We start from the raw sequence: 8,580 nt of genomic DNA on the forward strand, positions 1-8,580 counted from the left end.
GCGATTGCGTGTGTATGGGTGATCTTCGGCGGAAGTTCGATGGATTGCGAGCGTCAGCGGCGCCTGCTCGCTACCTTCCGTCTATGGGCACGGTTCAGGCCAATGGCATCGAAATCGCGTACGAGCTGCACGGTGACCCCAGCGGCCTGCCGCTCCTCATCGTCAGCGGGCTGGGCCAGCAGCTTGTCGGCTGGCATCCTGATCTTCTCCGCGCGATGGTGCGCAGAGGTTTCCGGGTCGTCGTCTACGACAACCGGGACGTCGGGCTTTCCACCCACTTTGATCATCTTGGCCAGCCGGACCTCACGGCCGCGCTCTCCGGGGATGCCGACGCCGCTGCCTACACTCTCCTGGACATGGCGGCTGATGCCATCGGTCTGATGGACGCTCTGGGCTGGGAGTCCGCGCACGTCCTGGGGAGCTCTCTGGGTGGCATGATCGCCCAGACGCTTGCGCTGCACTTTCCCGATCGGGTACGCAGCCTGACGTCGGTCTCCTCGACCCCGGGCAACTATGAGGAGACCCGGCCGACCCCGGAGGCGGCTGCCGCATTGCTGCGCCCGGTGGCCGCGAGCCGCGAGGCGTACATAGACGGGGCCGAGCAGGCATACAACATCATCGGGCCGGGTGAGTTCCCGCACGACCGCGAGTGGGCGCGTCGGCGGGCTGGGATGGCGTGGGACCGCAGGTACGACCCGCACGGGACCGCGCGGCAGTTGCTTGCCGCCCTGGCGGCCGACGACCGGACGGCGGCCCTGCGCCAGCTGACGATTCCCACCCTGGTCGTGCACGGTACGGCCGATCCGCTCATTCCGGTCGCCGGTGGTCGCCATACCGCGGCCGCCGTCCCGTTCGCCGAGTTGCTGGAGATCGACGGAATGGGCCACGACCTCCCGCGCCAGGTCTGGGAGCGCCTGCTGGACAAGCTCGACGACGTGGCCCACCGAGGCGAAGTGGCCACCACTGCGCGCAGGATGCCCATCGCGTAGGGCCAGGCGTAGGGCCAGGGCGTAGGGCCAGCGCGTAGGCCCAGGGCGTAGGGCCCGGGCATGGGGATGGGCCGGTTTCGGCGATGGTCGCCTTTGTGCCCTGTGTCACCGCCCGGGTTGGTAACAGGGTGCTCGCTAGGAGCGTGACGGGTTGGCACGGTACCATCACGTATAAGTAAGTGTTCGATCAGATTCCTTCTTCTCGTTCGCACACTTCTTGTGTTGTCACGACTGACCGTTATTACGGCTGGCTGTCACGAGGGGTAAGGGTCATTCGAACTGGTCCGGTTTTTGGCAACCGTCGTGCCTGGTTCGGCGGACAGCCCGGCCTCGCCGGAAGTGCGGTCGAACGAGGGCAACTACGACGGTTCGCCCCGCTGGCCGGCGGGCTGGCGATGGTTGTCGCACTCGCGTCGGTGGCCGTGGCGGCCGGGAAGACCGGCCTGCGGGAGGCAGAGCGGGAGCGCCTTTCCGACCGGTCCAGCCTTGTTGAGCGAATCGCCTACAACACCTCAAAAGTGGACGATCCAGAACGGCTGCGGGCGGCCGTGGAGAGCACGCCGTTCATTCCGGACCAGCCGGACGCCGACGCCCGACTGCTGCGGCAGCTGCAACGAACGCCCGCTGGAGACCCCAGCCTGGTCGTCGCCCTCGTCGACCCGGTTGGTAGGCCGGTGGCCACCGTTCCAGCGGCGCGTCGGATATCCGTATCTGATCTTGGTGAGGCCTGGTCGGCCGCACTGGCTGGACGGTCGGCCATGTCGCCGGTATTCGTCCTGGACGATCAGATCGTTCGGGCCACGGTCGCACCGGTGGGCACCGGTCGCCCGTGGGCGGTGGTGGTGCAGGTCGCCGACGAGGCTGTGTCCCGGCAGCGTGAGGAGAAGCGTGCCTCGTTCGGCGGTGTTCCTGGCGGGTTCGGCAATCTTGATGCCTCGGGCGTCGCGTTCGCATCCTGGGACCAGGCGTTGCGGGGCCGACGGCTGGTTGAACCGGCGCGCCTTGCGGATCTGATTCCGGGCGCGGTCCGGGTGTGGACGTCAGGCCGTGGCGCGGCGCAGCTCACCACTCTCGTGGCGCGCCAGCAAACGACCGGTTATACGACGATTTTCCAGCAGCCCACAGCACGCATGTTCGCCGATCTCCGGGCCCGCCAGCGCCGCCATGACCTGATCCTGCTGGTTGTCCTTACCAGCTGCCTGGGCGGCCTGGCCGCGTTCGGGCTGCGCCGGGAGCGGTCGGCCAAGCGGGGTCGGGCCCGACTGCGCACCATGCTCGGCGGCGTCCGGGATATCATCGTCGTCGTCGGTGCGGATCGGGTGATGACTTTTGTCAGCCCGGCTGTTAGGGACCTGCTCGGCTATGACACCACCTCCTGGCTCGGCTGCGCGCTCACCGACTTCGCCCATGCTGACGACGTGGGCCGGATCCAGCGGTTACTCGCCGAGCCCGGCGGCGGCACCGCTTTCGACGTACGATTGATCCCTGCCTCGGGTGCCGGGCGTTGGTTCGACCTGGAAGCACGTGATGTCACCGACCATCCCGAGTTGGCCGGTGTGCTGGTCACCTGTCACGAGACGGGCGAGCGCAAGGACCTGCAGGAGCGGCTGGGTTACCAGGCGTCACACGATGCACTGACGGGTATTCCCAACCGGACGCTCTTCATGAGCGCGTTGGCAGCGGCCGTCGGTACCGCCCGTTGCGGTGGGTCGTCGTTCGCGCTGCTGTTCATCGACCTCGACCACTTCAAGCCGGTCAACGACGGTCTTGGCCACGATGCCGGTGACGCGGTTCTGCGGGTCGTCGCGGCCCGTCTCGTCCAGACGCTGCGCGATGGGGACCTGGCGGCCCGGCTCGGCGGCGACGAGTTCGCGATCCTGCTCGCGGGCGCGGACGAGGTATCGGCGGGTGCGGTCGCCGACCGTGTCATCGAATCGATACGCGCACCGATCACCGTCGGGACATCGATCGTTCAGGTTGACGTCAGCATCGGCATCGCGACCTCGACGCTGTCGCTCGAAACGCCCGACCATTTCCTCGGCGTCGCGGACCAGGCTATGTACGAGGCCAAGCGGACCGGGAAAGGCCGCTTCGTCGTGGCGGTCGCCGGCGCCCAGCCTCTTGCCAGTCGTCCTCGTATCCCCGTCACCGACCTTGCCGGCGAGGTGTATCCGCCGGCGCCACGTCAACCCGCGGTCGGTGCGGTCGGTGGGCATTTCTCCGCATCCGGACGACCCGAGCGTTGCGTGCCCACGGGTCGTGCCCGCCGGTACCGGTCGGGCCGGCTGATCGCACCGCTGGTCGGCGGCGTTGTCCTGCTCGCGATGGCCGCGATCAGCGTGTGGCTGCAGACACAGGTACGTCATGGCGCGGAGCAACAATCGGTTTCGGCCTTCTACGGGGACATCAGATCCGGCCGGTGGAGTCGCGACCTAAGCCTGCTCGCCCTGCTCGCCCTGGTCACCACTGCGGTCGCCGGGCTCACCGTCCGCCACGGTCGGCGGGAATCGGCGCTGCGTCGCGACGAAGGACGGCTACAGGCACTGCTCCACAACGCCCACGATCTCGTGATCGCCACCGGCGCGGATGGCCGCATCACCTTTGTCAGCTCCGCTGTCGAGGTACTGCTCGGTCACCGGGCCCGGTGCTACGTCGGCCGGCACCTGCCCGACGCGGCCCATCCCGACGATGCAGCCACCCTGGCGGAGTTCCTGCGGCTCGCCGCGGAGGTGGGCGCCGCCGCGGTCCGCGATATTCGGCTGCATGCGCTCGACCGCGGCTACCGCTGGTTCGACATCGAGGCAAGCGATCTGCGCGGCCAGCCGGAGGTGGCCGGCATCCTGCTGACCTGCCATGAGATCGGCGAACGCCGGGAGCGCCAGGACCAGTTGCGCCACCAGGGCCGCCATGACGCTCTCACCGGCCTGCCGAACCGGGCTGCGTTTGTTCGGCGCCTTCATGGCATCACCGAGGACGGGGCGGTATCGACGTTCGCGGTACTGCTTATTGATCTTGATCGGTTCAAGCCACTGAACGACACGTACGGCCATGACGTCGGCGACGAGGTGTTGCGGATCATCGGAGCACGCCTGGCCAGGGTGAGTGGGGCGCAGGACGTGGTCTACCGCCTCGGTGGCGACGAGTTTGCCGTCGTCCTGCGCGATGTGGACGGCCCGCAGGCCCGCGGGGTCGCAGACCGCTTGCTTGCCGCGATCCGCCAGCCCATGTCCGTCGGCGCGACGTTGGTCAGTGTTGACGCGACCGTCGGTATCGCCGTGGCGGAACCGGCCGAGGGCCATCCTGAGGTTGCCGTCCGCAATGCCGATCTTGCCATGTTGCGGGCGAAGAGGGCCGGGCACGGCCGGCAGTCGGTGTTCGTGCCGACCGCCGGGTCCGACCACGTGTCGGCCACTCCTGGCGCACCCTCGGATGTCGCACGTTCGGGATCAGCGGGAACGTCGTCCGCTACGTGCGCGTAGGTAGTCCCGGACGACATATTGACCCAGCGCCCCCGGATCGGGGGACAGCATCCGACCGCCGTTGCGCCGCGCGACCTCATCGACGAACTGCACCAGCCGTGGCTCGTTGTCAAGCATGAACACGTTGATTGTCGCCCCACGGCGGGTCAGTCGGTCCACCTCGGCCAGGGTCAGCTCGAGGGTCTCCGGAGTGGGCGGCCAGGAGAAGGCGGGCGTGCCGTTACGCATCAGGTGCGCGGTCGGCTCACCGTCGGTGACCACCAGTACGATCGGTTCGGAATCCGGATGTTTCGACACCAGCCGACCCGCGATCATCAGTGCGTGCTGGAGGTTCGTGCCCTGTACCACTTCGGAGTCCAGCCCGGCGAGCTCCACCGGGCGCAGCAGCCGGGCGTAGTCGGAGAAACCGACCAGATGGATCGTGTCCTGCGGGAACTTCGTGCTGATCAGGGTGTGCAGCGCGAGCGCTGTCGATTTCGCCACCCCCCAGGTCCCCCGCAGCGCCATGGAATAGGAGAGATCGACCAACAGGCACACCACGGCCGAGGTCCGGCGTTCGGTCTCGGCGACTTCGAAGTCGGCGACATCCAGGCGCACCGCTCCGTCCGGGCCGGCCGGCCCCGCCCGTAGAACCGCGTTGCGGACAGTGCGGACGACGTCGAGGGGCTGGGCGTCACCGAAGCACCACCGCCGGGATGTCCCGGTGAGCTCGCCGGCCGCGCCGGCGTCGGCGACATCGTGATCACCGCGTCCGTGGGCGTCCAACCGGTGGAAGATGCGAGTCAGCGCGGTCTGCCCGATGCGGCGGACCGCCCGCGGGGTCAGCTCCAGGTTGCCGGCGTTGCGGGTCAGGAAACCCTGGCGTTCCAGCTCCTTTTCGATCTGCTGGAGGGTACGCAGGTCGTCGACGGCATCTCGACCCAGCGCTCGCGCGACCGCGTCCGGATCGATGTCCTCCAGGGACGCCCCGGCGTAGTCCTGGGACAGCGCGGCAGCCAGTTCGTCGAGCTCAGCCAGCTCCTCCAGCGCGCTGGTGGCCTCCCCCAGCCCGAGGGGGCGCTCGCCGGTCATCGGGTCCCGCACCCGGCCGCGCGCGGGCTGGCCCCAGCCGAGGTCCGGGCGGGCGGCCCGGAGCGCATCGCGCAGCCGGGACAGCTCGGCCGCCAGGCCCATGTCAGCCATGGCGGCGGTCATCAGATCGGCCAGTTCCTGACGTTGCTGCGGGGACAGGCCCGCCATCAGCCGCGCAGCAGCCGCGGCGCGCCGCGCCAACGAATCCACCAGCTCGTCCAGCGAGCGCGGATTGTCCGGGAAGAAGTCACCGAACGAGCGCATGAAGTTCTCGAACGCGGCGTCGGTGTGCTCGCCGCGGGCATCCGCCTCCAGCATGCTGTTGAGCGCGTTCAGCATGTCTGCCACTCGGGCCATGGCCGCGGGCGTGCTGTTCTCCAACGCCTGTTTCATGCCGCGGAACTGCGTGTCGAGCACCTCGCGGCGGAGCAGGTCGGAGATCTTTGCGAACGTCTCGCGCGCAAGGGGCGAACGCCACTCGTAGTCGGCCAGCGCGCTCACGGCCCGGGCCGGGTCGCCCGGCACGGCGTCGAGTTCGGCTTCGCGCAGGCGGGCATCGTCGGAGGGGTCCGGGAACAGCGCGGCCCGCTCCTGCCCCACCGCCTCGTCCAGAAGCTCACGGACCTGCTCCAGAGTGCCGTCCAGACGCCCGCGCGCGCGGGCCTCGCGCCGCCGGCGCTCCACCTGGCGGCGCAGATCCTCCAGGCCACGGCGGTTGGGTGTGCCTCGGCGCAGCAACGCGTCCAGAGCCTCGCGCGGGGTTCGGCCATCAAGGATGTGCTCGGACATCTCGTCCAGCGCGCCCGCCACGTCGAACGGGTATGCCAGGGGGTCCGGGCCCCCGTCCCATGGGCCGTACCGGAATCCCGCCGGCCCGGTCCCGGCGCTCATCCGCCGTACACCGTCCGGCCCGGCAGTTCCTCCTTGGCGAGCCGCCGGTTGAGGTGCAGACCCTCCATGGCCAGTTCAAGCCCGGCCGCGGCGAGCCCCGGCGACTCCGCACCGTCAATGCCGAGCCTGATGAGGATCGCGGCGAGCCCCGGCACCGGGCCGACCCGCCGAAGCAACTCCGTGGCCGGGACGAGATCACCGGTCTCAACCGGGCCGTCCACCTCGAAACGCCGTTGCAGACCGCTCAGGTCGGTGCCGGCGAGTCGGGCGCGAAAGGTCTCGGCGATAGCCCGCCGCAGCAGGTGCGCGAGGATCTCGTCCTCCCGCCCCTCCTCCAGCTGGTCGAACTCGACCTTGCCGCGTACCGCCGGCACGATCGCTGAGAGATCGACGACCCGGGCCGTCGGAACGTCTTCGCCGGCCAGCGCCGCCCGGCGCACCGCCGAGGCGGCCACGGTCTCGACGGCGGCCACCGACAGCCGGGCCGACACGCCGGAGCGCCGATCGACCTGCGGGGCGTCGCGCACCAGCCGGGTGAAGCGCGCGACCACCTCCAGCAGGTGGTCGGGGACGGCGGGAAGGCCCAGCGGCGACTCCCGCCAGTTCAGCGCCGCCTCTTGGCGGATCAGGGCCAGTTCGTCGTCGAGGCGCAGCGGGTAGTGGGTGCGGACCTCGGCGCCGAAGCGGTCCTTGAGAGGTGTGATGATCCGGCCCCGGTTGGTGTAGTCCTCGGGATTCGCCGAAGCGACGAGAAACAGGTCGAGCGGGAGCCGCAGGACGTAGCCCCGGACCTGGATGTCGCGTTCCTCCAGCACGTTCAGGAGCGATACCTGGATCCGTTCGGCCAGGTCGGGAAGTTCGTTCACGCTGAAGATGCCGCGGTTGGTACGTGGTATCAGACCGTAGTGGACGGTCTCCGGGTCACCCAGAGTGCGGCCCTGTGCGACCTTGACCGGGTCGACGTCGCCGATCAGATCGCCGACGCTGGTGTCCGGCGTGGCCAGTTTCTCGCCGAACCGTTCGAAGCGGTGCTTCCACGAAACCGGGGTGTCGTCACCGAACTCGGTGACCAACAGCCGGCACCGGGTGCACACCGGGGTGAAAGGGTGATCATTGATCTCGCAGCCGGAGACCACCGGTGTCCACTCGTCCAACAGGCCCACCAGGGTGCGGATCAGGCGGGTCTTGCCCTGCCCGCGTTCCCCGAGGAAGACGATGTCGTGCCCGGCGAGCAGGGCACGCTCGACCTGGGGGAGCACGGTGTCGTCGAAGCCGACGATGCCGGGAAACCGGTTCTCGCCACCCGCCATCCGGGCGAGGGTGTTGTTGCGCAGTTCAGTGCGTACGGACCGGTGCCGGTGTCCTGAGCCACGCAGGACACCGAGCGTTGTCGGTTCAGGGGACTGCGGGGCCTGGGCCCCTGACAGATCGAGCACTAGTTGACGGTACGTCCCCGGGGTCTCGGGCGCAGGGAAGTTGCCCCGACCGGAGGCGGCGCGATGATGTTTTGTGCGCCGCCGGAGGTCTTGGGGTGGGCACTGACCGGAGGCGGCGCGATGATGTTTTGTGCGCCGCCGGAGGTCTCGGGAAGTCGGTTACCCCGGCTGCGGTATGCCGGCCCGGGCTGCGGGTCCGGGCCGGTCGCGCTGAGGAGATCAGCGGTGGTACGGCTCCACCGAGACGATCGCAACCCGGGCCGGGCGGCCGTTGGGCAGGGTGTAGGTCACGGTGTCACCGGCCTTGTGGCCGGCGACCGCTCCACCCAGTGGTGACTGTGCCGAATACACCTCAAGCGGTGTGCTGTGGTCCTCGCGGGATCCGATCAGGAACTTCTCGGTGTCGTCGTCGTCGGGGAAGCGGACCTCGACCACGGTGCCCGGACCCGCAGCGCCGTTGAACTGCGGCGCCTCGCCGACTCGCGCGTCACGCAGCAGGTCGGTGAGCTGTCGGATGCGGGACTCCATCTTGCCCTGTTCTTCCTTGGCTGCGTGGTAGCCGCCGTTCTCCTTGAGGTCACCCTCCTCGCGAGCAGCTTCGATCTTGTTGGCGATCTCGACACGACCGGTCCCGGTGAGGTGGTCGAGCTCCCCGCGGAGCCGGTCGTACGCCTCCTGGGTCAGCCACGTCTGCTGCGACACGCGTCACGCTCC

Annotated in this window: 5 protein-coding genes; 2 read left to right on the forward strand and 3 right to left on the reverse strand. The window is 69.1% G+C overall.

Going from position 1 to position 8,580, the window contains the following annotated elements; all coding sequences use genetic code 11:
- Positions 1–83 precede the first annotated feature (83 nt).
- Together U9980_RS02270 and U9980_RS02275 are read left to right on the forward strand one after the other, a co-directional pair.
- Positions 84–989, forward strand: a complete 906-nt coding sequence (locus tag U9980_RS02270; RefSeq protein ID WP_416210119.1) for an alpha/beta fold hydrolase — start codon at positions 84–86, stop codon at positions 987–989.
- Between the two features lie 395 nt (positions 990–1,384).
- Complete coding sequence (locus tag U9980_RS02275) at positions 1,385–4,468, forward strand: diguanylate cyclase domain-containing protein (RefSeq protein WP_322766472.1); 3,084 nt, start codon at positions 1,385–1,387, stop codon at positions 4,466–4,468.
- Here U9980_RS02275 and U9980_RS02280 read toward each other — a convergent pair.
- The 3 genes from U9980_RS02280 to greA all read right to left on the reverse strand — a co-directional run bounded on the left by U9980_RS02280 (position 4,436) and on the right by greA (position 8,568).
- Entirely contained in the window at positions 4,436–6,430 is a 1,995-nt protein-coding gene (locus U9980_RS02280; protein WP_322752668.1) for a vWA domain-containing protein, read from the reverse strand. The two genes, U9980_RS02275 and U9980_RS02280, sit on opposite strands and share 33 nt — an antisense overlap.
- Positions 6,427–7,866 carry a magnesium chelatase gene (locus U9980_RS02285; protein WP_322766473.1) on the reverse strand — a complete coding sequence of 480 codons (1,440 nt, stop codon included), beginning with the start codon at positions 7,864–7,866 and terminating at the stop codon, positions 6,427–6,429. Before U9980_RS02285 ends, U9980_RS02280 begins: the two co-directional genes overlap by 4 nt.
- 219 nt (positions 7,867–8,085) lie before the next feature.
- A complete protein-coding gene (gene greA / locus U9980_RS02290; protein WP_322747632.1) occupies positions 8,086–8,568 on the reverse strand; it encodes a transcription elongation factor GreA in 483 nt (160 codons plus the stop codon).
- Positions 8,569–8,580 lie beyond the last annotated feature (12 nt).

This window comes from Protofrankia sp. Cr1, from assembly GCF_963555865.1.
Classification (GTDB): Bacteria; Actinomycetota; Actinomycetes; order Frankiales; family Frankiaceae; genus Protofrankia.